The 287-nt window shown below is 58.5% G+C and carries 1 pseudogene; it reads left to right on the plus strand.

What is annotated here, in order from left to right:
• A pseudogene (locus ACYQ1H_RS15650) lies at positions 1-287 on the plus strand (hypothetical protein); the annotation flags it as partial.

Here is a 287-nt window from a genome sequence, read left to right on the forward strand (position 1 = left end):
CGCCTTCGAAGACAAGAAAAAGCCAAAGAATCAAGGCGCGTGGTATAAGGCGCTGGCAACCGGAAAGCCGCCCTTGTTCGGGCATTTCTATGGTGATTTTGGCGCGGCGCTCTATCCCATCATGACGGCCGATGATTCCGCCGGCGTCTATTCCGCCCTGCCTCAAATGCCGCAAACGGGCCTGACCAACGGCTTCATTGTCCATGTGGGACCGTTGAGGAAATCCAGGCCGACCTTGACGATCGGCCTCACCGCCGAGGATTTGGCCACGTTCACAACGCGGCTGC

Source organism: Methyloparacoccus murrellii (assembly GCF_054657115.1).